Consider the following 26,264-nt stretch of genomic DNA (forward strand, 5'->3'; position numbering starts at 1 on the left):
AGGTTTGTGTATTCTCTCAACAGTATCTTTGTTAAATAAATCAATCTCCGTTGCTGACATTTGAAGAATTTTTCAGGAAGAAAAAAATAGACCTGGTTCAGTTGGAAGCAGCGGAACGGGTTTTGTATGATGAATTCAAATCAGAATATGCCCAAATGGGCGAAAAAAGCTTCGATCATACCAAGAAATTCTGGTTTAATAAACTTAGGCTTTCTTACCATTTAAAAGAGGAGCCAAAGCCGGCAAAAATTCTGATTCAAAGAAATGAGCTTGCGCAACAAGCCGAGCCACTTGAATCACCTACTATCGACCAGACAGCAAACAAGAAAGAAGAACCGGAAACCCAGGGAAAACCGGCGTTTAAGCCGCGATTTAAACCTGGAATGACAAACGCCCAGTCACCTCCGGCGGAAGAAAATGTTACGGAAACTGAAAAAACGGCTAAACCAGTTGGTTTCACACCCAGATTTAAAATAAAGCCGGCAGATACAATTCAAGAGCCCATTGCAAAACCAGCGAGCGATGAGCAACCTGCCACAAGCAAACCCACCGGTTTTACTCCACGCTTTAAAGCGGCTCTAAAAACGGAAGAGCAAGAAAGACTTCCGCCAACTGAAATTGATCGCAATACGTCAGAAAGGGACGAAACACCAGTTGATTCTGTTACCGAACAGGAAAAAAATACAGATCCTGGTAGTGAGCCCGCAGAATCGCCGAAACCGTCATACAAGCCAAAGTTTAATATGAAAAATATTAAGCCGAAGGAGGAAGCAGATCAGGATCAAACACCAGAAGCTGATAATCTAAAATCGGAAACCGGAACTGACGTACCGCCGTCTGAAGCAACAACAGAAGAATCAAAACCTGCTTACAATCCGCGGTTTAACATGAAAAACATTAAACCGAAGCAGGAAGAATAAGGCCGCTATTTTTTGTTTGAGAACAACCAGGGTAAAAACCCAGGTTCCGCAAAGGCGCTGTCCCAGCTATTATGATTGTCGTTTGGATAAATGGTATATTGAACGTCAGCTTTTCTCTTTTTAAGTTCATCAACAATCACTTTGCTGTACTCGGGCGCAACAACATCATCCTTAGCTCCGTGAAAAAACCAAAGCGGGATTTTCCGGTATTTTTTTACGTTAGCAGGGTTGTCCCCGCCGCAAATCACGAAACCGGCCGCAAACCATTTTGGTTCACGTTTCAGAATATCAAGGGTGCCCATACCTCCCATAGACAAACCACCAACATACACACGATCTTCGTCGACAAAAGGTTTATCGCGTAATTTTCCAACAAGGCCAATAAGCGTTGACATTGACTTTGTTGGCTCACCGCCTTCCGGGAAATCAAAATAACGCTTGCCCAGACTGTCAGTTTTAAAAATTACGTTTGACCAAAATCCATCTTTCGGGCATTGCGGAAATACAACGATGGCTGGAAAATCTTTCCTGACAGAATCCTTTAAAAACAAGTCGCCACCATGGACAAGCTGAGCCTGATTATCATTACCGCGTTCTCCGCTGCCGTGCAGCACAATCAGTAAAGGATATTTTTTCGATGCGTTGAATTTCTCAGGAAATAAGATACGGTAAGGGAGAGTGTCGATTCCTGTTACGAAAGTTGAAGCCTCATAGGACGCTGGTTTCTGAGCTTTGGCAATACCGGCGAGCAGCACAAAAACTGCCGCCAGTATTTGAAATGTTTTTTTCATTTGATCTTTAGGTTGTTTTTACCCGGATGATCATTTTACCAATTTAAAATCTGCTTCCTTTACATCGCGCGAATTGGTTCCTACAAAAACCTTAAAATCGCCAGGCTCAGACACATACTTTAAATCGTTATTGTAAAATCTCAAATCCGATTCTCGTAACGTAAAAGTAACGGTTTGAGTTTCACCTGCCTTCAAAAATATTTTTTTAAATGCCTTTAATTCTTTGACGGGCCTGCTGATCGAACCAACTAAATCACGTGTATAAAGCTGAACGACTTCTTCCCCGTTATACTTTCCTGCGTTAGTAACAGGAACGGTAACACTAAGTGTACCTGTTGGACTGAGTGTACTGGTGCTCAACTTTAAATTACCATAATTGAAGCTTGTATAACTTAAGCCGTAGCCAAAAGGATAAAGCGGATCGTTGCTAACATCGAGATAATTAGACCGGAATTTAGAAAACCACTTCCCATCTGCCAGCGGGCGTCCTGTATTTTTGTGGCTGTAGTAAAGCGGTATTTGTCCGACATTCTGCGGAAAAGTGGCTGTTAACTTTCCGGAGGGATTTACATCACCGAACAAAACATCGGAAATTGCCCGTGCAGATTCTGTGCCGCCAAACCAAACGTTTAAAATAGCGGGCACATGTTCACTTTCCCATTTAATGGTCATAGGCCTACCAGCAAATAACACGAGTACGATAGGCTTACCCGTCGTAAGCAATGCTTCAAGTAAATGCCGCTGAGTTTCGGGAATACCGATATCGCTCCTGCTGGATGCCTCGCCACTCATTTCGGAACTTTCGCCTAATGCCGCAATTACCACATCGGCCTTTTTAGCAATATTGACCGCATCTTTGATGATCTCCTCTTCGGGGCGATCGTCACGTTTGATCTCGCGACCGAACATTGTAGCATTTGCCTGCAATGTGGCATCGGCGGCCAGGTTAGCACCTGCGCTATGCAATATCTTCACATTTGACCCTGACACTTCTGTCAGGCCTTCCAGCAATGACTTTGTATTTTGAAGATCTGAATTTACACTCCAGGTGCCTACCATATTTGCTCTTGTGTCAGAAAGCGGGCCGATCAAAGCAATTGTTCCCGACCGTTTTAAAGGTAAAAGCTGGTTTTCATTTTTCAGCAGCACATAACTTTTGGCAGCTGCTTCACGGGCAACCTTAAGATTTTCAGGAGTTAAGATTTCACTTTTTGCTCGTTCCTCACTGCAATAACGATAAGGGTCATCGAATAATCCCAGTTTATATTTTGTTTCGAGCACTAACCTGCAGGCATTATCGATTTGCGCAAGCGTCACTTTCCCTTCGGATAACGATTTTTTGAGCGTTGTCAGGAAGCCTTCCCCAACCATATCCATATCTACTCCCGCTTTTAAAGACAGGGCAGACACGGTTTGCAGATCGCCAAGGCCATGATCGATCAGTTCGTTCACCGCTGTATAATCAGTTACAACGAGGCCTTTAAATCCCCACTGATTACGAAGCAAATCTGTCATCAACCATTTGTTGGCCGTTGCCGGAACGCCGTTAATGTCGTTAAATGAAGTCATGATGCTTCCGGATCCGGCGTCGATTGCTGCTTTGTAGGGTGGTAAATATTCGTTATACATCCTGTTTAAACTCATATCGGTAGTATTGTAGTCGCGACCAGCTTCCGCAGCTCCATACAACGCAAAGTGTTTCACACAAGCCATGATCGTATTATTTTTGGCCAGATCGTCGCCCTGGTAACCTTTCACCATTGCCCTGGCGATCTGTGATCCCAGCCAGGTATCTTCGCCATTCCCTTCTGAGATACGGCCCCATCGTGGATCACGGGAAATGTCGACCATTGGCGAGAATGTCCAGTTCAAACCGTCGGCGCTCGCTTCGATTGCAGCAATGCGGGCCGTTTTTTCTATCAATGGAAGATCCCAGCTGCATGACAACGCTAACGGGATTGGAAAGGTCGTTTTGTAACCGTGAATTACATCCTGACCAAAAATTAATGGAATTTTTAAACGGCTTTCGTTAACAGCAATTTCCTGTGCCTTGCGAATCCGCTGTGGAGTAGTAAGACTGAAAATCCCTCCGATCTGGCCGTTCTTTATTTTACCCGATACGTTCGTGCTAACGACAGAGCCTGTTGTGGCTTCGCCACCCGTAACAAGATTTAGCTGTCCTATCTTCTCATCAAGTGTCATCTTCTTTAAAAGCGTTGACACGAATTGGTTCATCTTCAGAGTGCCTGATGTGGCATTTTTCGTTTGCGTAAAGCCCTGATGCGACAGGATAATCGCTGCTATTGCCAGGACTTTCTTTCCGTATTTCATAATAGTTATTTAGATTCAATGATTTTTGTCCGTGTCGAAACACCGTTTTCGTTTATAGCCTCTATGGTAAAATAATATGGTTGATCCTTGTCCATTGCCTTGAAGTAGTATTCATTTGCGTCGTATACCATAATGCAGTTGTACAGCTTATCCGGTTCAGTACCGGTGTAAATATTGTAAGCATAAGCGTTATCAACCGGATACCATTTTAACCAGGCACTCCGCTTGTCTTTCTCGGTACGCAGAACGATAAATCCTTTTACAGAATCCGGCTTCGGCCCACCGCCATTACCAAATACACGCAAACCGCAAACCGCAAATTTCCCGGTAGGCATATGAATGTTTTCCAATCTGATATAACGGGTTCTTACAGGCTTAGCTAACTCGACATAATCATGCGGTACATCCGTTTTATTTGCACTTTTATCAACGAGCACTTTCCAGTTTTTACCGTCAGCCGATTCGTAAAGTTTATACTGGTGAAAGATATTGGTTTGCTTGCCAAGAAACTCAGCATCCTGGTCGGCGTAATTAATCTGAACAGCTCGTACTGTCGCGAGCGAGCCAAGGTCAGTTTGGATCCATTCTCCCCTGTTTCCTGATGCCGCGCTCCAATAAGTTTTTATGTTTTCATCAACCGCGTTATTTGCGCTAAAACTTCCTAAAGTTGATGACACCTGAACTGGCTTTTTATAATTCAGCAGCATCCAGCCGGTGAATTTACTTTTCAAATGATCTTCTTTTCCTGATGGCAGATAGGTTGGATAATCGCCAAAAGCGGCATCCATGTACATAACATCGTCCTTGTCAAAACCGGCCGGCCAAATCCCGATTCGTCGTTCGAAATTATTCTTCACAGAGATCACCATTGTCGAAACGTGCCAGTAGTTATTGAAATTATCCTGAAATGTCGCGCCATGGCCTGCGCCACGTGCAAATCCACCTGACTTATAGCTAAACGGCATCGACTGCGGAATAAAGGGACCAAGCGGCGATTCGCCTACAATTACTCCGTCGGCATAACCACTAAATTCGGTACCCGGAGCGCCATATTGCAAATAATACTTACCGTTATGTTTGGTCATCCAGGCACCTTCCATAAACGGATCAAGAAACGTGTCATCCAGGTATTCTCCGAAGCGCTGCCAGCCGTATCTCCAGGGCTCGAGCAGATACATTTCCTTTCGATATCCTTTCAAGTGGAACGTTTTCGGATCAACTTCGGCACCATATAACGGATAGCGATTGCTGCTGCCATTGTACATGTAAAGTTTTTTGTCGTCATCAACAAAAAATGCCGGATCCCAACCGCCGGGTTCGAAATCATGGATAGCTTCCTTCCAATCGTTTCCCTTCGGATTCGTGCTCATCCAGATGGGGAAATTACTGGTGTATGTTGAACCGAAAACCAGCATGGTATCGCCCTGTATCCAAACTGCAGGAGCACACAGATCATCGTAAACCTTGTGCTCCGGGCGCAGGAAATGACGAAAAACGAAATGCCAGTTACTCATATCGCTGCTCCACCAGTATCCCCATTGGTTGGTTGAAAAAAGATAGTAATCACCTTTGTACATCACGATCACCGGATCTGCTGTCGCCCGATGCCGGCCTGCTTCAGAAAAATTCGGAATGGGTGTATAGCCGTAATCGATATTAATGGGATTACAATATGTTTTATATTTATTCTGCGCCTGAACGAAGCCAGAAATCAAAAGGAATATTATCAGATTTGTTTTAAATAGCTTCATCTCACTTCTTCAATACAGGACTTTGATAGCCTAATTTTTTTAGTCCAATTTGAATTTCTGGACAGCTCATAAAAAGCTTCCAAAGCAACCCGGTACGATAGTTTTCGATCATGACGACGATCGGCCCCTGGTCAATCGCCAGGTAAGATTTTGCATACCAGTTTTGTGATTCGCTAAATGAATCTACAAACCCATATTCACCCCAGATTTTATCGCCTAAATCGTAATAAAAGTGTTTAAGCGCTGCCATTGATTGTTCGGGCGTATAGGGAAAAGATGAGAGAGCTGCGGTCGGAGTTATCACTCCCAAATCATTTGTCGGCGAATGTGCATTATAACCCTCATAATTGTCGCTGGCTGTTAATCCCCAGCAATTTTTTCCATATCCTTTAAATTTCTTTGGATTCTCGACACAGTAGGAATAGTTAATAAGCGTGTGATTTTTGTTTTGCTCCCAGTAATCAGCGTATTCATCTTTCAAACCACGGGGATCCAAACCTAAAAACGAATAATGAGCGAAGAACAACGGACCCCCATAATCAAATCCAAGCGGGAGTTTATAGCCATAGAACGTCTTTCCGTTTTTAAAGAAATTACTTTGAGCAAAACCGCGGTGATAAACAGAAGCCGGAACAGGATAACGTTCAGCAGAAGCGGCGAGGATATAAGTAATAAGCGTTTCATTATAGCCTCTTAACGGAAAGTTCATCGCCCAGCCGTTGTTAGGACTCCAATGCCAGTATAAAACTTCTTCGCCACCGCGAGTGTACCAATCCCATTCAATCTCACTCCACAACCAATTAATACGGTTTCGTAACTCGGCCTCCGTGCGATCGTCTTTATTAAAATATTGCCGGGCACAAAGTAGCCCCTGGAAAAGAAACGAGGATTCAACCAGGTCGCCGCCATCATCTTTACGGCCGAATGGGATTGTTTTCCCTGTGGCGCCATCCATCCAATGCGGAAAAACTCCGTGATACGAATTAGCTTTCGCTAAAAACTTAACCATCTTAAGCAGGTGGCGGGCGGCTGTATCTCGTTTTATCCAACCTCGATCCGCAGCCACGATCGTTGCCATAACACCGAAGCCAGTTCCGCCAGTAGTTACGACTTCGTCGCCATAATCGAAAGAACGGTTGCTTCGCTCACGAGCCATTCCGCTAACGGGATGTGCAAAATCCCAAAAGTATTTAAAGGTTTGGCTTTGTACTTTTTCAAGAAGCTGATCGTCGGTTAACTTTTCCGGCTTGAAATTTTGAGCATGTAACTCCTGGAATAATCCAGCTACAACCAGGATAATGCTAAGAACGGGTTTAAATTTTATCATCGTTGTTATAAATTAGGACTTTGAAAGCCCAGGTTCTTCATTCCGGTTTTAACTTCGGGACAACTCATGAACAAGTTCCATAAAAGTTTACTACGATAATTTTCTATCATACAGATAATAGGCCCCTGGTCGATCGCCAGATAAGACGAAGCAAACCATGGTTCCTTTAAGCTAAACGCATCGTAAAACCCATAATCGCCCCAAAGCTTATCGCCCAGCTTATAATAGAAGAAACGCAACGTAGTCATCGATTCCTCCGGAGTATAGGGAAGTGACGAGATCGCGGCTGTAGGCGCTATTACGCCTAGGTCATTTCCGGGGGCGCTGGCTGAATAACCGTTTGGAATGTCGCTTGCCGTCAATCCCCAGCAGGAATTACTATAACCATAATTGCCGGCGGGATTAGTCACACAGTATTGGTAATTTATTTTGGCATGATTGACCGTTTGCTGCTGATAGTCGGCATACTGATCGCTCAGGCCATTGGGGTTAACCGCTAAAAAGGAATAATGCTCAAAAAAGAGAGGTCCACCTTGTGGCGGCCCCAGAGGCAGTTGAATACCGAAATAAGAATTGCCATTTTTCATCGCACCGTTTTGCGCCCAGCCATTATCATACACTTCTTTTGAAATCGCGTACGTTGCGGACGAAGCTCCCAGTATGTAGGTTATCAAAGCCTCATTCCACCCTTTTACCGACATATTCATATCCCAGTTAAAATTCGGACTCCAATGCCAGTATAAAGTATTTTCATTGTTCTTGCGAAACCAGGACCACTCAACGCCATTCCACAAGGCATTTATTTTAGCACGCAATGCTGCTTCTTGTGTATCTGAACCATTAAAATATTGCCGGGCAACCAATAGTCCTTCCATTAAATAAGAAGTTTCGACAAGATCGGCGCCGTTATCTTTTTCACTAAAAGGCTGTACTGCACCGGTGGCACCGTTAATCCAGTGCGGGAAAGCTCCGTGAAACTTTTGAGCCTTATCTGTTAGAAAATTAACCATAGTGGTTAGCCTGGCTAATCCATCCGCCCGGCTAATAAAATTCCTGTTTATTGCCGTTACAATAGCCATAATTCCAAAACCGGAACCGCCGGATGTCACAATATCTCCCGATGTATTTCTTTCCCTGGCTAATCCACTGACGGGATGTCCGAAATCCCAGAAATATTTGAACGTCTGCTTTTGTACCAGTGTAAGCAATTCATCATCAGATATTACCGGAAACTTGTCTGTTGAATCAATGGCTGTTTGCAGATTGACGGTAATCGCCGTTTGGAGTTTGCCTTTATCGGCGGCAGTCAGCCCGTTCGAAACGAACAAATTATATTTTGTGAGAAATAATAAATTATCGGCTGGTTGGATAACAATTGTCGCATCGTTGTCTTCGAATGAGGAAGAATACGTGACGCTGTTGCCAGCAGCGTCTTTCAGACTAATATTTCCGGAAACTGAATTTTTATCAAGAGCCTTTGAAAATGATAGTTTAACAACCGGCTTTGTATTAATTCCATAGTAATTGAAGCCGTTAAAATTTCCGTTTACTTTCAAGCTGTTAAAGCTGAAGCTCTCCGGAACGGGGTCCGGCTTTACGGCGCCATTATCACCGCTTTTTTTACAGGAAAGCAGCAACAGGAAAAAAAATAAAAGGACGATTTTGCAATTACTCAACATGGGATTTGTTAGCAGAAAAAAAGGTTACCATACACGGCAACCCCTCAATTCACGCCAATTTATTATCTACCTAAACTTTCTAATTTATAAAGAGCGTTTATTTCATCCCCGGAGAGTGCCTTGTTGTACACTCTGAATTCGTCAAGCTGACCACCAAAGTCTGTTGCCCAATCCTGCGCGCCTGCACTGCCAAGGCTTGGGTTTGTTTGAAACTGAAATGCGCCAAACACTATCGAAGCTGCATTTACAAATTTTAGTGGCCCGTAAGGCGTTTTATTTGTTACCGGATCGTCACCGTTTAATATCGGCCCCTTTGTACCTTGTGGATTTCCTGCTGTGTTCACGCCGATCTGCGTACCGTTTGCGTAAATGTTAAATATAGATTTATCTCCGTTATAGGTGATGCCTACATGAACCCATTTTCCAATAGCCGCACCAAACTTACAATCAGTGAATTGCCCCGCCCATTTGGCGTTAGCATTATTCATATGAACTTTAAAAAAAGCGGTATCCGGGTTGGGAACACCTTTTTGGACATATGATTCAAGATAGACATCAATATTTCCCCAAAAATCTTTTGAATTATTTAGCGCAAAAACCCCTGTAGCTTTGGTGGGTTGCGTAGTGTTCATCCAAAACGAAATACTGTAACTCTGAAGAGCAGGGATCACCGTTCCCGCATTCGCAATTACTGCATAACCATTGGCCGATCCCTGATAAGCTTGTCCTTTTTTTCCTGCTGTAAATGATGTATTTGTACCTGTGGCGGATAAATTAGCTATACTGTCGTTTAAATTTCCATTGAACGACCAAAATGCAACCAGGTTATCTGGAGCTATTTCTTTGGAACTGCTGTAACCGCCAATGGGTTTTTCAGGAGCATAATCGCTTGGATCGTAATCCTTCAGACAAGACGACATGGTAAATGTCGCCAATGTCAATCCGAGCAGGGTGATATAATTTATTTTCATCTTGAATTTCATTTTTAATTAATAGCCCGGATTTTGGATTAACACACCTGCACTTAAATCGATTTCATCTGATGGAATTGGCATCAATTCACTCACACCAGCCTTAAAGCCTTTCGGGCCAAATATTTCTGAGCCACGACCCTGGCGAATGACGTCAAAGAACCGGTCAAACTCCATTGCCAGTTCAACTTGCCGCTCGTGCCAGATCGCCAGTCGCAATTGAGGCTGGTCTGTTGTGGTAACCGGAGGCAATATTGTAGCGTTCCCAGCTCTTGCGCGCGCCCGCACCATTTCCAGCGACGCTAAAGCCTGGGTGGGATTTCCCAATTCATTAGCTGCCTCGGCATTCATTAGTAAAACTTCGGCGTAACGTATAACTCGCACATTCTGATCTTCGCCTTCATTTTGAACGAATGGCGTATTGAAGGGCACATATGATTTTTGATTGTAACGAGGATTATCACCTGTCGGGTTAATAACGTCGCCCTCGGGTGTGGTTTCTCCGCGGAAAATAATTGTTGCATCGCGTCGCGGATCGTTTGGTTCGAAGGCATTCGCTAAAGCTTCGGTAGGAACATTAAAACCCCAACCACCACCTGATACACCTCGAACACCCTGCACTTGCGAATACTGGCTGTTAGATGCATCCTTGATATTTGGCAGACTCTGGCATTGAATTTCAAAAATGGATTCTGAATTGTTTTCGTTCGCAATTCGGAACAACTGCTCAAAATTCGGGAACAGCGTATAACCCATCGTCATCACCTGATTTGTGTAAGTCAATACGTCATTCCACTTTTTTTGATACATCGCAACTTTTGCGTGCAAGGCTAGTGCAGCTCCTTTCGTCGCGCGGCCAATGTCTGCGGGTCCGTAGCTCTGAGGAAGAACGGAAGCCGCATCAGTAAGATCTTTTTCAATGAACGCCCAAACATCTGCCTTCGGACTGCGCGGAATATTGTATTCTTCTGTACCTGCTGCAACGTGGTCCCTCAACGGAACATCACCAAACGCTCTTACCAATCGGAAGTAGTTATATGCTCTTACAAATTTTGCCTCGGCCATATAGCGGCTTCTCAGACCCTCATCCATGGAAATATTCGGTATGTTATCAAGCACCTGGTTACAAAGATTAATGCTTTGATATTGCGACTTCCAGAAATCGTAGACTTGTCCGTCGGTAGCGGAAACAGTAAAGCTGTCAAAATTATTGAAGAAGGTGGCGTCGCCCGGTGTGCTTCCTTTTTCCGTCTCGTCAGATCCCATGCTTTCGACCGCTATCGGAGCAAAAGCCGTTTGCCGCCACTCGCGCAAATTTGCGTAAATAGAGTTTACTGCCTTGGTGGCATCGTCCTGAGTTTTGAAAAATTCAGCGCTGGGCTGTTTCGCCTGCGGTGGAACGTCCAAAAAGTCTTTCTTACAGCTTGCAAAAGAAAGTACTGCAACAGCCATTGAGACTGCCCAGATTTTATATGATTTTATATCGATTAACATTGTCGTAAAGCTTAAAAAGTAAGATTCAAACCAAAATTGTACGTGGCAAATAATGGATAGATGCCATTGTCAATTCCGGCATTGATGCCGGGTTGAGTTACGGCGTCCGTTATGCGCAATTCAGGGGTAAAACCGTTATACTTGAAGAAATTGAAGGCATTTTGGGCATTTAGATAAACCCTTAGCCGTTGGATCTTCCATTTTGACAGTAACGCAGATGGAAAGGTGTAACCCAATTGAATATTCCTGATACGGACATAACTTCCATCTTCTACGTACCATGAGTTCGGCTTGTAATTTTCCCCTCCACCAATGTTAGCCGAAGGGTAAGAGTTTGACGTTCCTTCACCATGCCAGCGATTATTAAAAAAGTCTTCGGAATAGTTTTCCGAACCGAAACGCAGTCCTTTATTGGCATTATAAACATCAACTCCTGCAACGCCTTGTACGTCAACAGCAAGATCAAATTCCTTAAAATTAAATCCTGTATTTAAACCGAAGGTGTATTTCGGATTTGGATTCCCTAAAACTACCCTGTCGGCAGCGTCAATCTTGCCATCTGAATTAGTATCTTGATAGCGAAAATCGCCTGGCTTAGCCGAGGGCTGGACTGATGCTGCTATTTCGGCGGCATTCTGAAAAACTCCGTCGACCTGAAGCCCGAAAAACTGACCGATAGGTTGTCCAACAACGGTACGAGTACTTAACTGACCTCCCGTTGCTGCCGCTCCGCCAGCGTAAATTGGCGTGCCTCCCGTTTCAACAGATAAAACTTTGTTATTATTAATGCTAAAGTTTCCGCTTAAATTGTAAGAAAAATCGTCGTTAATCTTATTTCTCCATCCGGCTGTAAATTCCCATCCCCGATTTTGAAAATCGGCCTGATTTCCAAGAATATTATTGCCGGTTGTTCCTAACGAGCCTAAAATAGGAATCTGGAAAATAGCCTGCTCAGTTTTCTTGTTGTACCAATCAACCTCAAAAGTTAATTTACTGTCCAGAAATGATGTTTCTAAGCCAATGTCTGTACCAACGCCCCTTTCCCAGTACGTTACCGGGGGAACAATCGTTGTAATATTGGCGCCTGTTGCTGGTACTCCGCCATAAATTGCGGTGAACTGTGGTTGTTGATTTACCGTCAAGGTAGATAGGTTGGCCGGCACGGATGCATTACCTACTTTTCCCCAACTTCCTCTTAACTTCAAACTGCTGAAAAACTTTTGATCTTTCATGAAGTCTTCATCGCTGACCACCCAGCCGACACCAATTGATGGAAAATAACCCCAGCGCTGGTCGTCGATAAATTTGGAGGAGCCATCGGCACGCAGTGAAGCGTTTATAAGGTAACGATTCTTAAAAGAGTAATTTACACGTCCGAAATACGATTCGTAAGTAGATAAGTCACCCTGATCGGTAATTGATCGTGTATCGCTTGTTCCTAAGGCCAAATAAAGGTCCCCTTCCGAATTATAAGGAACATTCTGAGCAGTTCCGGTCGAACTATATGATTTATATCGCTGAGCAGACTGACCAGCCAAAATAGTAAACTTATGATCGCCAAGCGTTTTATCATACGTCAGCGTATTTTCCCAGATCCAGTTGCGGGTTTGAGATTTAGTTAACGTTAATAAACTGATTTTGTTAAACTGGTAGGTCGTTGCCTGATATACCGGGTTGTAAGCCCGAACTTCACCATCGCCAAATTCACCACCGAAACTTGATCTGAATGTCAGGTCTTTCATGAGTTTTACGTCGGCATATACATTACCGGTTACGCGGTAGTTTTTTGACTTCTGGTTGTAAAAGTCCAGTTGCGCCTGCGGATTGTTAGGGACGTTACCAATCGGATAATCAGCAGGATCACCGTAAGTACCGTCAGCATAAAATACCGGGACCACCGGTGCGGCTGTATAAGCTTTACCAATTATCCCCGGAGGAATATCAGTAGTATTATTTCCTTGTAAAACCGCGTTATATCCCACTTTTAAAAATTTCGCCGCCTGAATATCATTTTGCAAGCGGGCAGTAACGCGGCTGTAATCATTGTTTTTTACAATTCCATCCTGCTTGAAATAGCCAACCGAATAGTTATAGGATGACTTTTCCGTACTTCCACCAAATGACAGGTATTGATTGGTAGTAAAGGCATCTCGTAATACTACATTGTACCAATCCGTGCCATCGCCAAACGATGAGGGATTTGCAAAGGTCTGCTGTGAGTTTAGCTCATTTATCAGCGTGGCGTATTGCGAGGCATTAGCCATTTTAACCAGATTGGTAACGTGCTGAAAACCGGCATATCCGTCATAACTAACCCGTGGCTGGCCCTTACCTTTCCTGGTAGTAATAAGAACAACACCATTTGCCGCTCTAATACCATATATTGATTCACTTGAAGCATCTTTCAGTATGCTCATATTTTCTATATCTGCCGGGTTTAAAAAACTAATGTCATCATACCAGGCTCCGTCTACAACATATAGCGGATTAGCGTTGCCATATACCGTTCCGAGCCCGCGGATTCGAATTTGCGGCGACGACCCGGGCGTTCCTGCATTAGTAATCTGAACCCCGGCCACCTTACCCTGCAGTGCACTAACGGCGTTTGGTGTAGATTGCTTTGATATTTCCTCGCCCTTCACCTGGGCAACAGCGCCGGTTACATCTACTTTTCTTTGCGTTCCATAACCTACCACAACAACTTGCTGAAGCTCGGTTGCTGATGAAACAAGTTGGACGTTTATGTCAGTTCGATTACTAACTGGAACTTCAAGCGTTTGATAACCAATGTAGGAAAAAACTAAGGTGGCAGTTGGAGCTACAGAAATCGCGTAACCGCCAGTGGCACCCGTAGAGGTTCCTGAGGTTACTCCTTTAACCCGTACACTTACTCCGACAAGCGTCTCCTTTGTTTTGGCATCAGTCACAACACCTTTTACAGCGATGTTTTGTGCGAATGATTGAACAATGGAAAAGATACAGAGCAATACCCCACCGGTAAGGTTGGTAAAAACTTTTCTCATGATTAATTTGGTTAGAAATAAATAATTGGTTTCGACTCTTGTCTGAATCATTAAGCCAAAATTGATCGTAATTGTTTAAAGTGTGAAAGGAGAAACACCACAACTTTACTACATCATCGGGCTTATGTGTATGAGATACACATACTATGACAATCATTAAAAACAGCCTTTAATAACGCTAATCTTGTATTTTCCAGAGTTTACTTAATAATCACCAAACCAAAAGTCCGGAAAAGAAAAGGTGTATAATGAGAGGCAATGATGTAGTGTCTACATCTCCATGAGAAACTCGGTAAGGTTTTTATCATGTGCAATATTGAGTTTCTTTCGTAGCCTATATCGCCTTATTTCCACCCCTCTTACAGTGATGTTTAGTAATGAAGCCATTTCTTTACTACTCATGTTCATCCGCAGGTATGCACAAAGTTTAAGATCATTAGGAACTAAATCCGGATGCGAGCCTTTAAGCTTTTTAAAGAAGTTTTCATGCGCCTCGTTAAAGCTATTTTCAAAAAGGTTCCAGTCGCGCTCATCATTCATCCCTTCATCGATAACTTTGTGGATCTTTTTAAGCTGGCTCTCAGAAAGGTGCTTCCCCGATTCGTCTTTCAGATGATTCAATTCATGCCGTAGCTTTTCGAGCAGTTCATTTTTTGATACAATGCTCATAGCGGAATTGGCAATTTCCCGGTTCTTACTCGCAATGTCCGCTTCAAGCTGCGAGTTCTTTAATTCGACGATTCTTCGTTCGGTGGCCTGCATTTCCCGACGCCGGTATTCCTCCTGCTCAACCTGCAATTTTTGTTCGATTTCATCGCGATGTTTCGCCAAATTACGACTGTAAAGTTTTCTTAAGGCGAAGAACAAGCCAACTGTCAATAAAGCATATACGATAAATGCCGGTATGGTAGCGAACCAAGGCGGATCGACATTAAAATTTACTATGGAAACCTCACTAATCTGCCCTTCGTTTATCTTGGCTCTCACTTTAAACACATACTTTCCGCGGGACAGATTGGTGAATTCCTTTTGTGTTTGCGTAGTCCATTCAGACCAGCCACCCGAGTATCCTTCCAGGCAATATTGAAACTTAATGTTGGCCTTTTGGTAATACGGTAGTGAGAAGGTAAACCGTATGCTGTTCTTACTATAAGGTAAAACGATCGTTTGCCGGCTGTCAAAATTTTCCGAAAGAAGTTCGGGTTGGTTCGCAGTATTTTCGACTCTTCTGATCAATACCTTTGGGAGCTTAATAGTTGAATACGACTGGCTTCTTTCGTTGAAAATAACGAAACCATCGTCAACGCTGATTAAATACAGACCAGGGTTTATGCGGCTAATGTTCTCATAGTACTGAACCATCCTGCCGTTGAGAATTGTAAACTGACTGGAATCGACCACCGGTTTTTCCGGATCGTTAAAATCAGCCAGCGCCACCTTGCCATGATCAATAAACCAGAACTTGCGGTTTAAGGCCGGGATAATTTTGTTAGATACCGAAAAAGATCCTAGCAGATGATTGAGCTCCTGGTAGGGTTTGAACTTATCTGTCAGATCATCATACACATAAAACCCATTATCAGACGAAAAGACAACCCGCCCGTCAAGGTTGAACACATTGATGTTGTAACCGTCGGGCAAACCATTCTTTCTGTTATAATACCTGATCGTACGAATCGAACGCAAATCATCTGTGAGTGTCAATTTGTAAATTCCCCTGTAGGCATGGCTTACCCAGAACTGCTTTTTGTTGTCCTGTTCAACATATCTTGCGGGCTCGGTAAAACCTTCAATCCTGTGCGAAAATATCCACCGGCCAGCGGAATTTTTTTTATAGATAACCAAACCTGTGTAAGTTCCCTGCACCAGCAAGTTAGGATCGGACTTCAGACGGGTGATCATCCAACCTCCGTTTATCGACGATATTTTTTCAAACGATTTGTCGTTCACATTGAATGTTCCGTCATTATGACCGCAGATCAATTGCCCGTCGATGAGCGAAAGATCCCAAACCTGACCCTGCGAATTTGGAATCAAGTTAAACCGGAATGTCTGAAAAGAGTTAACATCAGGATTCCAATCGCTGTAAAAAAGCCCTTGGTTCGTTCCGATATAGATCTTGTTCCGATGAATAATGCTCGAATAAACCGTACCGAACTGCCCTACTTTATCGAAATAAAAATACAACGGTGAATTGATCTCAACGCGATCGATTCCATTATCAAGACCGACCCACAGGTTATAGTTATTATCGGTATATAAACTCAGAACCGTGTTATTCTGAAGTCCGCTCGATTTATTAATCTGCTGCACAATGCGTCCGTTCTGATCGAGAATAATAATTCCATTAAGTATCGTCCCGAAAGCGAAATATTTACCGAGAATAACAGAGCCATTATTTAATTGGAAAGTTTTCAAAAACTGATCAGCCTGCGTTTTCCAGGGTTTAACCGTCGCGCCGTCATAAATAAACAAGCCGCTTTTTGCGGTCCCGATAAGGTAGCGATTACCAAACGGCAGCACAGACAAAATGCCCGTGTTACCCAATATACTGCTGTTAGCAACAAGATTGAGTTTTCCCTCATGAAGTTCATAAAGCCCTTTGCTCAATACTTCTACAAAATATTTGCTGCCCGCCTTAAATAAAAACAGGAAAGGCTGTTCTGCTTTTACCGTGGTAATTTTTCCTTTTTCGTAAATAAAAATAGTAGCGAACGACTGAAACAATACCCGCTCTCGATCCACATAAATTTTCCAAACCTCGTCTTTGATTTCATATTGCTTCGGTATTAGTGATATGAGCGAATGGTAAACAAACTTGCCTGACTTATCATTTTTCCAGTAACCAAATTCTCCGAAAGCACCTGTGTAAATTTTTCCGTGATTATCAGTCGCCACGCTTCTTACGATCTGATGATTGGGCATTTTATATAACTGCCAGTAACGACCGTCATAACTGAGCAGCCCCTGTGAGTTTCCGTAATAGATTACGCCGCTTGCATCTTTCACCACCGACCAGTTTTGATTGCCAGCCTGGTAAACAGATTTTGAAAAATTCTCAATATATGGAACGCCGATACTTTGAATATCAGCTGCATAGACAAGGTTCAGGGTCAGTAAAACTGCAACGAAGGCGCAAAAGGCTTTATTCATGCTACAACTCTTGTTCAGTAAACAGGAAAGCTTGTAGTTAGTTTAAATCGTAATTGCGTAAGTTACCACTTCTTAAAAATGAAGAAAACAGCCAGCAGTATAAATATAAACCCTACGAAATGATTCCAGGCTAGTTTTTCAGTTTTAAAAACCAGTGCGGCAAATATTAAAAAGACAGTAATAGAAATAGCTTCCTGCAGAACTTTTAATTGAAGCAGGTTAAAGGGACCGCCGTTCTCTTTAAATCCAAACTTATTGGCCGGCACCTGGAACAAATATTCAAAAAACGCAATTGCCCAGCTTATGAGTATGATAGCAAAAAGGCCCAGACTTTTACTCCAGGCCATATCTTTAAAACGAAGGTGGCCATACCAGGCAAGCGTCATGAAGGCATTTGAAATAAACAACATCACGATAGTAAACAGGCCTCTCATCTGTTATTCAGTTTCCGTCAATTCAAACGTTGTTTTGCTCTTAACCTTTTCAGTGTTAACTGGCTGAGGAACTTTCACATAATAACCAGTTCCATCGTAAACACGCTTGCGCGGATGTTCCTGACAGACGGTTGAGCAGCATCCTTCAAGTTGTTCGCCGCAGTGATCGCACTGGGTGAAATGCTCGTTACACTCCGGATTTGCACAATTGATCATTTTAGAAGTGGTTTTACCACAGTTCCGGCAAGTGGAAATGGTAACTGGATTAACAGAGTTGACGTCTACTGCCACCCTGTTATCAAACACGTAGCATTTACCTTCAAAATCTTTCCCACCGGCTTCTTTTCCATATTTGATAATTCCGCCATGCAGCTGGTAAACATCTTTAAAGCCTTCATGTAACAACAATGCGGAAGCTTTTTCGCATTTAATACCACCTGTACAATAGGTCAGGATTTTTTTATCCTTGTATTTAGCAAGCTCATTGATCTTGGCTGGAAAATCGCGGAAATTCTCAATATCGAGAGTTATTGCATTTTTAAATTTTCCCAAGGAATGTTCGTAATCCGAACGTACATCCAGAATCACCACATCATCCCGGTCTTTCATTTCCATGAAATCAACCGGTTCAAGATGTTTGCCGGTTTGTTTATTGGGATTTATAATGTGAGGATCGCGTAAACCGGAATGAACAATCTCTGATTTGTAGCGGCAATGCATTTTGATGAACGACGGCTCATCAACATTATCGATTTTAAACTCAGTTTTAGCGAACCGTTCATCAGCATGAATCGCTTTCATGTAGGCATAACACGCCTCAGATGTACCGGAAACAGTTCCATTCAAACCTTCGTCGGCTACTATAATACGACCAACCAGTCCGATAGACTTACAAAATTTCAGGTGTTCCGCGGCGAAACCTTCCGCATTCTCAATAGGGCTGTAACAATAATACAGCAGGGTTTGGTACTTGCTCATAAATCATCGATGCTGCTGCAAACAGCGTTAAATGAGCGGCAAAGATAAGTTTTAGCGGTGAAATTTGGAAGGGGTTTGGTTAGTGGAGGTTCAGAAAGTTAGGAAGTCCTAAAGACGGAAAGTTAGGAAGTCGGAAAGACCGAAGTCGGAAGTATTGGCGTCACAGCTTCCGGACCAATAACTTCCGGACTTGTCAACTCAGAACCAAATCTCCTTCCCTTGCTCCGGGAAAATAAGATCTACTCCGAATTTGTTCAACTGCTTTAGCTGCTCATGGATTTTCGCTTCATTATCACCGTTTGGCTTGATGTGAGCGATTACAACTTTCAGATTTTTCATTCGTTGGCGGCCGGCCAGGTCAGCTAGTTTGTTTAGTTCTTCCATGAGTAGCGCAGGTGTTAAATGTCCGAAAAGGTTTTTCTCCGGCTGCTCGTTGGGATAGGAAACTTCAATACTAATTCCTTTTAACTTTCCAGCTCTCAGAAAGGGAGCCACGGCTTTCCACAAAGTATCGAGTTTGCCCGACTTTTCAATCCGGTCTGCGCCGGTATCGCCCAGGTAAAGGAAGTACGAGTCTTTATTATTTACCAGAAAAGCTGTGCTTTGCGATGTGCTGGTGTGGCTTAAACGAAATGCACGGACATTCATCTCAGTATTTTCAATCGCAGTTGTACTGTCGACACCGAGTGGCTTATAATGGTATTTTTTAAGAGTTGGCGTTTCTCCCTGATCGGCGAAGTTTGCCCAGCTTTTCCAGCTGAAATAGTGCGTTTTAAATACCTCGATGGTGTAAGGCAGGGCGTAAATTATTTTCGACGCATCGTCCGGCGAATTAATGACCAATCCTGTTAGGTGATCAAGATGAGGGTGAGAAATCAGGTAGGCCTTAATTGAATCTTTCAATATCACTTCAGCAGGCGCATTGACAACATGATTTTCAGAAACTTTTTTCAGTCCCGAACGAAGCGTTCCTGCATCCAGACAAATGTAGTTATTCGAACCCACCGGCGCCAGCATATAAGCCGATAGATTGCTTTCATCGGATCCTCCATAAACCCCTAGCGGGATAAGTTTAAAGGAGGGCTTTAAAACGGATTGAGCGTAAATGGAAATATTACTGAAAGCTGTGAGAAGCAAAATAAGGATAAAACGCATACGCAAAGCTAAGATTTCATGATAGTAATTTGCAGCACCACAACTTAGTGGCGAAGATTTACTTTGAATGTTCCGCCATTAGATTATGGACTCTCTATTCATTGTTGAGCCAATTTTCTTTCTTAATCTCATAAACGAAATTGAGTTTTGGCGTTTCACCATGATAGGCAACCGTTTGTTCGCCCACTTTAATCGCACCCAATCTGACAATAGCTATCTGCGAACGCAGGTTCGTTGCGCCGATATGAAAATATACTGCATTTACATATTGAAATATGTAGTCAAGCATGATTCTCTTCACAGCAAGATTCAACCCGGTACCCCAAAACCTCGTTCCGTAAAAAGTATAGCCGATGAAAATGCTGTTGTCTTCCGGATTGTAATCGTAAAAACGTGTACTGCCAGCCACCTCTCCCGAAGCGCCATCAATAATTTTGAATGCACCCTTGCTGGCCATGGCGCCATCAAAAAAAGTTTCAAAGACGTCCTTTTTCCATCGGTCTTTGTTAGGATGCTGCTCCCAGACTTTTTCGTCTGAAGCTACTTCGTACAAAGCATCGAAATCATCCGGTTTTAAAGGATAGAGAACGGCCCGGTCATTCTGGAGTATTGGTTGAATTGAAAAGGTCATAGTCAGATACAAACTTAACGTAGCTTGCTTTAAGGTAAGCGGAGGTATTTAAATTTTTAACAATTATATCACAGCTCTTATCGACATTAATTTCATTCAGCAGACTTGTATATGTCCGCCAACTTTTTAGGTGCAACGGTACAATAAGCTGTTCTTAACGCGTCATGCAGCAGTTCGTCATTAACCTTTTCCAGATCAATCATTGTCCAACCCTGTTTGCCCCATTTGTTTGGAACCGCATAGATTGCGTCTTTATTGCAGTCACAAAACACAGACTGATCCACTTCGCTGAGTTTTATACAAGCCGTAGCCTTTTGCTCATCAAACGTCGCAAATATCTTTCCGCTAACACGGAACGATGTTTTTTCGAAGTGTGGAAGTTCAACCACTTGATCAAACAACAAACAAATTGCTTTAAAATCTTCAGATGAATTCATTTTAGTAAGATAATCAAAGCTAACATATAGCAAATTGGAGAAATACGACGAAATTTATAATCCCTTAAAATGCACAATTTCGTATCAAATTGTACATAGCAGCAGTCAACTAAATTTTAAATTTCATTGCTTTACTATATATAAACTTGGTAAGGCACCAATCCATGAATAACAATCACTTACTATGGGTTGACAATGCGAAGGGTATCGGCATTGTATTAGTTGTATATGGCCATTGCTTAAGGGGGCTTTCAAGTTCAACTATTCAGTTGAATCCCAGTTTTTTTTCTGCGAGCGACCTTTTCGTATATAGTTTTCACATGCCCCTTTTTTTTATTTTGTCAGGCCTTTTTTTTGAGAAAAGCCTTTCGAAAAGAGGTTCTTTAGGATTAATCGTCGAAAAGTTTAAAACGTTAGTTTATCCATTTATAATTTGGTCATTATTTCAAACATCAGCAGAGGTTTTATTATCAAAGTACACCAATCACGCAATTACATCAAAAGAGCTGTTCATCTGCCTTTTTTATCCCCGGGCTCACATGTGGTTTTTATATGCGCTTTTCATAATCAATATAATATGCATTTTTTTAGACTCATTGCTTCATAAAAACTGGGTTTGGTTCTACGTCATCCTATGTCTTATTCTAATGAATTTAAACATCAATTACGGTCCATTCAAAAAAACCGTAATGCACGCCGTTTTCTTTGGTATCGGGATAATATTTGCAAGACACATCGACACTATTAAGATGTTTAAAAAAGCGACATATCTAAATCTGGCAATAATCACTGTTTTGTTTATCGTATCAGAATATTTGTATCTAAACTCATTATTGATGAGTAAGCTATTACTAAAAATTCTACTACCTCAGTTGCTGGGATCGCTGCTGATAATAGAATTGTCTATGTTTCTGACCAAAAAGAACATCCTTGGTCTGTTAGGTAATTACTCATTTGAAATCTATTTGGCTCATTTAATAATTACTTCCGGATCTAGGATTATTTTATTGAAAATATTCAACGTCTCAAACCCGGTAATTCATATCATTGCAGATGTGACGGCCGGATTATTTCTACCTGTTGTCATTGCAAACATTGCACGAAAAAACCAATGGCTGTCGTGGATATTTGAGTATCCATTTCGAAAACCCAAAACCAAGCTTAAGTCCAATACAAGCTTGAGTTCTATCTAACTAAAACTGTACGCAAACTTCAAGTTGGCAGAAACTGTATTACACCTAAAACCGCGCTGAAACCCTGATTCCCTGCGATTGATTTTCGCCACGGTTGAAGGACCACGCATAAGTTAGCCGGAATGCGAGGTACTGAACACCGACTGTAAGCTCACTATAATTGTTAAGAATTGGCGTGCTCAGATAATTAAAACCTACTATTTCCTGCAACTTTAACTTCCGTATCAACGGAACCTTATTTAGGAAGAACCCTGAAAAGTTCTGCTCGGCATGGCCTTCAATATACTTGTCAGGCGTACTGTACAGGTAGTAATCCAGCAGCAGAAAGTTATTAAGTGTTTCACGTAAGATAGCTACCTCGTTCGATTTAAACTGAAAATAATCCGGGAAATACGCGTTATCGCGATTCAAAAACTTCCCCGCCCCAACGAAAAAAGAAAAGCTGCCATACATTCCGGTGTGAATCGATTCTTTAGAAAGGTCAGCACTTAACTGGCTGTATTTCGTATCGGAAGAGAGAAATCCTTTAAAAGCCTGTGTGTAACTAACCCCAAGTTTTGGCCATTTAGATGGCAGGTAAACCCTTCCCGCCGGGTACGTAGCATACTTATTGCTGAAATCATAACTCAACCGGCCGCTTACTTTAAACGCCTGGTTTTGCGGAAACAGCGGCACGTCCTGATCGGGGTGGAATGGGTTGTTGGAAGTGTACTCCCGCGACTTAATGTCTATAATTTTAAAATCGGATGTATTTGAAAGCGTCCGCCTGTCGGCATATGCGGCTCCTGCGTTAACTATTAGTCCGCCTGCAATACGTTGTGAATAATTTAAGGCGATCTCCTGCCTGCGATAAAGCTTTTGTAAATTCCGTTCTGCCAGCAATGAGTAAATACCATTAATAAGTGACGGTATGGAAGCGGTGTTATTTAGATCAACAACGTCCGATCCGAGCCTGAAACCTATAGTGGCTTTACCTAGCGGGATATTTCCATCTGTGTTGGCACTGAATAATTTATTTGAGAACCCGTAGCGCAAATGGCCGTTTAAATTAAGATACCGGTTGTTCAAGGTGTCGATTTGTTTGGTATACCCGGCACCAACATTCAATGCGAAACCTTCCACAGTGTTAAAAAGAACCGACTGAAGCATCGAATTGATGTGAAAATTCTCTTTACGATACCTGTTCCTGGCAGAGTAACCTTCTCCGAATAAGAACGACAAGGGCTTAAACCGGTTGCCGGCACTATCCAGCGAATCAAGGTAAACTTTCGACTCCCGCCTTTTCGCCAGCGCATCCTTTTTTTGATAGTCGGTGCGTTCCTCAGCCGTTAGTGGCACCGGCCGCGCCTGCTGCCAGTATGATGAATCGCGTTTTGCAACATCTTTTGTGATACGCACCACTTCGTTAAAATCCTTCTTTGCCAATTGCGGATGCAAGTTATAGCTCCTGTAAACTGCAATAAAGTATCCCAGAAACTTAAATCCGAATACGCCGCCGCTGAATTCAAACTTGGTTGACGAGGGCATCCATATCTTATCCGTCACCGGATAAAATTGCTGGTTTACCTGCAGCGTGTCTACAAAATTTATATTGGCGTCTTTCGTTATCGTCAAATCAAGAGCAGAAATCCGCCAGCTGTCTTCGAGTATATAAATAAAGCCTGAAAATGCCGGGTCATGCTGCCGCTTCGGAATTACTTGTATTTTATTAACTGTTTCGCCATTTTCATTTACCGCACCAATATATTTATAGCGGTAGTATAAAAAGGCATTATCCGCAATCGGCGACACGAGTGGCCGGTTGCTCAGGCCAGTCCAATCCTGGTAATTTTCGTAGAAATTCACCTGCATATCAGATGCCCGGTTAAAGCTGAAAGCTCGATTGCTTCCCGATACTTTCGACGAGATCATTTCCTCGTGTACCAGGTCGGGTTCCGTAAATGAATAACGCGATTCCGACTCTGAAAGATAAATGATTCCACGGCGGTTGGAGTCTAAGCCGATCTCTTTTCCAAGTTCATCGATACTCTTGCCCAAAAATTTTTTCGGTGCATCTTTCAACTTTTGCAGACCCTTTATGTAGACGTCGGCTGTAAAAGCTTTTACTTCGTGCAGGTAAGTCTTCCGTTTTTTTATTGCGTGACGAATAATCTCGTAAGCAGGATCCTCTTTCGAAGCTTTTACAATTACGTCATTCAGTTGATAATTTTCCGAATAGAGCTCGACGTTTAATTGCTGATCTCCTTGCAAAACCACCGGCTTAATTACCATTTTATAACCGACGGCTTTAAAGATCAGCTCATAGTTACCGGGTTTCAATGTTAGCTGAAACTCGCCTTCGCTGTTTGCCGAAGTGCCGATTGAGGGATATTTACTGTAAACGCTTGCGAATGCAACGGGCCGTTTAAGCTGGTCGGTTACTTTACCGGTGATGCGGAAAGTTTGTGCGAAAGAAAGGGAGTTAAATAAGGTTAGGATTAAGATGGAGATTAAGGTTGAGATTGAGGGCATCAGCATGAATGGTTTCCCCTAAAATCGTGAAAAGACGCCGAAAACCAAGGCGTAAATTGTTAAAGTATGTTAAGACTAGACTCTGAGACGTTTCAATTCCTTCGCCATTCTTGCATTCAATTCCATATTTTTGCCGTCCAATTTTCGCATCAGGCGAAATGGGTATATCAAAAGTGAACGGAAATAGATAATATAGGCAACTAAAGTTAAATGCTCAGATTTTACTGGGCAAGAATGGTGGTCCTGGTGTACTCAAACAAAACGACAGTAGTGACTTACCCAGAACATCTGTACAAATAAATTATACCATCGATTAGTAGCATTTAGTTAGTGATTTCATCTGCGGGCAACTTTCTGGTAAACCGCAGGTGTACATGTCGGTCAAAGTATGTAATAACTAAACGAGCCGCCCATTTCTATGAGCGGCTCGCATATCTTGTCAAATTGGCAGGGTTTTTCAAACTCTATCTGTTCGACACCGGTTCGACATCTGTTCGACCGGGCTACGACACCGCCAATTCCTTAACTGACAAATTTGCAGCCATATCTTTTGCGCGAACGGTAATCTTATCGCCTGATAGACTATCGTTTACCTGTGTAGCTGTAAACAACCAGTTGTAACCGTCGGATGCGCTTTGTGCTTCGCCTTGTTCCACTACGCTTCCGTCCTCATTGGTGATTGTTACGCTTACAGCTTTTACTTTAAAACTGTCAGTTACCTGGATGTTGATTACGTCGCCAGGCTGACCGTGGTAGGCGGAGAAATCAACTGTTTGGATGTCGGGAGCGTCGAAAAAGTCGGCGATGGCGACATTGTAAATTGTTTTTCCATCCTTAGCCTCTGGCTGATACATCGCCTTTGTTTCCGGGTTAGCCATGGCGGCCTTCGCATAAAATACAGCCTGCTGAAATTTTTGCTGCACTTGTTTTTGACCTTCTGTGCTTTCGCCGCTGTGTGTTGGTACCTTCCCCACAATTGTTTTTCCGTTACGCTGGCTGAAAACCAGCAGATCGCCTACTTTACCGCTGAGGCCATGCGTCACAATGTTGTTTTTTGATTGTGCCATTCCTGATAAGAATTTAAGTGAAAAAATTGGTTAATTCTGATTAGCAACCCATGATAAGCGTCTAATCGTCCATTTTTAACGTGGTTGAAATTGGGATAGTTACACCCTAAATTTTAGGGTGTTTTAACGGGTATGAAGGAGGGTGTTTCCCGCAAAAGCTCAAATAATGTGATTTAATGGTGTTTTATGCGGGCTTTAACGAATTACATCGGCGGTTTGTATTTTCTCGATTTAGGCCACAACAGCAGTAAAACAACCGAAATTTACACCCACGTCGGCAGCAGTTTCCTACAAAAAATAAGGAGTCCTTTTGATGAGCTTTGAAAAAAATTATATTCGTAAAATAAGATGGTCGAAAATCATCCTTATACACCCGTTTTTGGTTGTATAAGGATGGTTTTATCATCCTTATAAACAA

At 42.7% G+C, this 26,264-nt stretch carries 18 protein-coding genes; 2 read left to right on the top strand and 16 right to left on the bottom strand.

The genetic code is table 11. From position 1 onward, the window contains the following. Nucleotides 1-50: 50 nt before the first annotated feature. Nucleotides 51-920: a hypothetical protein gene (locus GS399_RS18885; RefSeq protein ID WP_160846222.1), complete on the top strand. Its 870-nt coding sequence runs from the start codon at nucleotides 51-53 to the stop codon at nucleotides 918-920. A 5-nt stretch (nucleotides 921-925) separates the two neighbouring features. Here GS399_RS18885 and GS399_RS18890 read toward each other — a convergent pair whose 3' ends face one another. From GS399_RS18890 to GS399_RS18955, 14 genes are all read right to left on the bottom strand, one after another. Further along, nucleotides 926-1,711: a carboxylesterase family protein gene (locus tag GS399_RS18890; protein ID WP_160846223.1), complete on the bottom strand. Its 786-nt coding sequence runs from the start codon at nucleotides 1,709-1,711 to the stop codon at nucleotides 926-928. A gap of 30 nt (nucleotides 1,712-1,741) precedes the next feature. Continuing rightward, entirely contained in the window at nucleotides 1,742-4,042 is a 2,301-nt protein-coding gene (bglX, locus tag GS399_RS18895; protein ID WP_160846224.1) for a beta-glucosidase BglX, read from the bottom strand. Between the two features lie 5 nt (nucleotides 4,043-4,047). After that, nucleotides 4,048-5,793, bottom strand: a complete 1,746-nt coding sequence (locus GS399_RS18900) for a family 43 glycosylhydrolase (protein WP_160846225.1) — start codon at nucleotides 5,791-5,793, stop codon at nucleotides 4,048-4,050. Nucleotide 5,794: 1 nt separating this feature from the next. Continuing rightward, nucleotides 5,795-7,120, bottom strand: a complete 1,326-nt coding sequence (locus GS399_RS18905; protein ID WP_160846226.1) for a glucoamylase family protein — start codon at nucleotides 7,118-7,120, stop codon at nucleotides 5,795-5,797. A 5-nt stretch (nucleotides 7,121-7,125) separates the two neighbouring features. Continuing rightward, on the bottom strand, nucleotides 7,126-8,799 hold the full coding sequence (locus tag GS399_RS18910; protein ID WP_160846227.1) for a glucoamylase family protein: 1,674 nt from the start codon (nucleotides 8,797-8,799) through the stop codon (nucleotides 7,126-7,128). A gap of 62 nt (nucleotides 8,800-8,861) precedes the next feature. Beyond that, nucleotides 8,862-9,770: a LamG-like jellyroll fold domain-containing protein gene (locus GS399_RS18915; RefSeq protein WP_160846228.1), complete on the bottom strand. Its 909-nt coding sequence runs from the start codon at nucleotides 9,768-9,770 to the stop codon at nucleotides 8,862-8,864. Nucleotides 9,771-9,788: 18 nt separating this feature from the next. Beyond that, nucleotides 9,789-11,264: a RagB/SusD family nutrient uptake outer membrane protein gene (locus GS399_RS18920; protein WP_202409515.1), complete on the bottom strand. Its 1,476-nt coding sequence runs from the start codon at nucleotides 11,262-11,264 to the stop codon at nucleotides 9,789-9,791. Between the two features lie 11 nt (nucleotides 11,265-11,275). Next, nucleotides 11,276-14,287 (bottom strand): SusC/RagA family TonB-linked outer membrane protein, encoded by a 3,012-nt coding sequence (locus GS399_RS18925; protein WP_160846229.1) that lies wholly within the window; start codon nucleotides 14,285-14,287, stop codon nucleotides 11,276-11,278. 270 nt (nucleotides 14,288-14,557) lie between these two features. After that, nucleotides 14,558-17,440: a triple tyrosine motif-containing protein gene (locus GS399_RS18930; protein WP_160846230.1), complete on the bottom strand. Its 2,883-nt coding sequence runs from the start codon at nucleotides 17,438-17,440 to the stop codon at nucleotides 14,558-14,560. A 62-nt stretch (nucleotides 17,441-17,502) separates the two neighbouring features. After that, nucleotides 17,503-17,874 (bottom strand): DMT family protein, encoded by a 372-nt coding sequence (locus GS399_RS18935; RefSeq protein ID WP_160846231.1) that lies wholly within the window; start codon nucleotides 17,872-17,874, stop codon nucleotides 17,503-17,505. Nucleotides 17,875-17,877: 3 nt separating this feature from the next. Beyond that, nucleotides 17,878-18,852 (bottom strand): oxygen-dependent tRNA uridine(34) hydroxylase TrhO, encoded by a 975-nt coding sequence (gene trhO, locus GS399_RS18940; RefSeq protein WP_160846232.1) that lies wholly within the window; start codon nucleotides 18,850-18,852, stop codon nucleotides 17,878-17,880. Nucleotides 18,853-19,050: 198 nt separating this feature from the next. After that, nucleotides 19,051-20,007, bottom strand: a complete 957-nt coding sequence (locus tag GS399_RS18945) for an MBL fold metallo-hydrolase (protein ID WP_160846233.1) — start codon at nucleotides 20,005-20,007, stop codon at nucleotides 19,051-19,053. Between the two features lie 94 nt (nucleotides 20,008-20,101). After that, nucleotides 20,102-20,638 carry a GNAT family N-acetyltransferase gene (locus GS399_RS18950; protein WP_160846234.1) on the bottom strand — a complete coding sequence of 179 codons (537 nt, stop codon included), beginning with the start codon at nucleotides 20,636-20,638 and terminating at the stop codon, nucleotides 20,102-20,104. 92 nt (nucleotides 20,639-20,730) lie between these two features. Further along, the gene (locus tag GS399_RS18955) at nucleotides 20,731-21,075 is read right to left on the bottom strand and encodes an MmcQ/YjbR family DNA-binding protein (RefSeq protein ID WP_160846235.1); all 345 of its coding nucleotides are present in this window, start codon (nucleotides 21,073-21,075) and stop codon (nucleotides 20,731-20,733) included. A gap of 164 nt (nucleotides 21,076-21,239) precedes the next feature. Here GS399_RS18955 and GS399_RS18960 point away from each other — a divergent pair, with 164 nt between their 5' ends. Continuing rightward, nucleotides 21,240-22,268: an acyltransferase family protein gene (locus GS399_RS18960; protein WP_160846236.1), complete on the top strand. Its 1,029-nt coding sequence runs from the start codon at nucleotides 21,240-21,242 to the stop codon at nucleotides 22,266-22,268. A gap of 45 nt (nucleotides 22,269-22,313) precedes the next feature. On the opposite strand, the gene GS399_RS18965 is transcribed toward GS399_RS18960, so the two are convergent. After that, complete coding sequence (locus tag GS399_RS18965; protein WP_160846237.1) at nucleotides 22,314-24,779, bottom strand: DUF5686 and carboxypeptidase regulatory-like domain-containing protein; 2,466 nt, start codon at nucleotides 24,777-24,779, stop codon at nucleotides 22,314-22,316. Between the two features lie 503 nt (nucleotides 24,780-25,282). After that, nucleotides 25,283-25,846 (bottom strand): hypothetical protein, encoded by a 564-nt coding sequence (locus GS399_RS18970; protein ID WP_160846238.1) that lies wholly within the window; start codon nucleotides 25,844-25,846, stop codon nucleotides 25,283-25,285. Nucleotides 25,847-26,264: the final 418 nt, after the last annotated feature.

The sequence above is a fragment of the Hufsiella arboris genome (assembly GCF_009834875.1).
In the GTDB taxonomy this organism is placed as follows: Bacteria; Bacteroidota; Bacteroidia; order Sphingobacteriales; family Sphingobacteriaceae; genus Hufsiella_A; species Hufsiella_A arboris.